Source organism: Alteromonas sp. MMG017 (assembly GCF_018100795.1).
In the GTDB taxonomy this organism is placed as follows: Bacteria; Pseudomonadota; Gammaproteobacteria; order Enterobacterales; family Alteromonadaceae; genus Alteromonas.
Window position 1 is genome coordinate 1 of sequence record NZ_JAGJDY010000036.1, and the last position, 1,135, is coordinate 1,135.

Annotated in this window: 1 protein-coding gene; it reads right to left on the minus strand. The window is 43.3% G+C overall.

All coding sequences use genetic code 11. The features are described from left to right. Window positions 1–1,073: IS30 family transposase (locus J8L84_RS20095; RefSeq protein ID WP_211072256.1), on the minus strand; the 1,073-nt coding region annotated here is incomplete at its 3' end. Window positions 1,074–1,135: the final 62 nt, after the last annotated feature.

A 1,135-nucleotide genomic window follows, 5' to 3' on the forward strand; every position in this document is an offset into this window, starting at 1 on the left:
GCGACTTCACTGAGTCGTTCTTGCGAGTGCAGTGATAGATCCGTTTTCTTAGGAAAGTATTGTCGAATAAGGCTATTAGTGTTTTCGTTCGTACCTCGTTGCCATGGACATTGTGGATCGCAGAAGTAAACTGGCATGCCAAATTCAGCTGTTAAAACGCTATGTTTAGCCAGTTCCATTCCCCTATCCCAAGTAAGCGATCTGCGGTATTTAGAAGGCATTTTTTTAAACACCGCCAATAATGCTGTATTCACTGAATCTGCGTCTTTTCCTGCTAACTTCAAGATGATTGTGAAACGCGATTTTCGGTCTACCAATGTGGCAATATGAGTGTTTTTAGAGCCGGTTACTAAGTCGCCTTCCCAGTGGCCGAGGGAACGTCGATTTTCGATATGTTTAGAGCGTTCGTGAATTGAAATGCCGTTAACTATGTTGATGGAGCCTCTGTCTCCTTTACGGCTATGAAAGCGGCTGTGCCGCATAGGCCGCTTTCTTCGTAAATGTTCAGTCAACGAGTGATGAATGATATTCCTTGCTCTAACGTACAATGACTTATAAATGGTTTCGTGTGATACCTGCATTTTCTTACGCCGAGAATACTCGACACGTAACCAACCAGATATTTGCTCTGGCGACCACTTCAACTCCAGCTTCTCTATAACCAATTTTTTCAGCTCTGGGTATTTTTCTAAAACACCTGGCTTTGGCCGCTTGGCCATGCGTTTCGCACGGTTATCAGCATCAACTGCTTTGTAATATCTACGCCCTCTATTTCTGGCGATTTCACGCGATATGGTCGAGGGAGAGCGGCCTAGTTGTTTAGCTATCGCTCTAATGCTCATCTTTGCAGACAATGAAACACGGATTTCTTCTCGTTCTGAAAGTGTTAGGTGAGAAATATTACGACGCCTTGGTCTAGGTTTAATGCCACCATCTTCACGTAAAATTGTGAAGACCGATCCAGGCTTTGCCTCAATGATACGACCAATATCACTGAACCCAGCACCTTGCTTCCATAAATCAAAAACAAGTGTTCTCTCATCTTGAGTAAACGTACGTTTTGTTCGCTTCATCCAAAGTCCTCATGCAAATCAGTATTTTAGTATAACTGTTGCATTGACCACTTGAATCTACA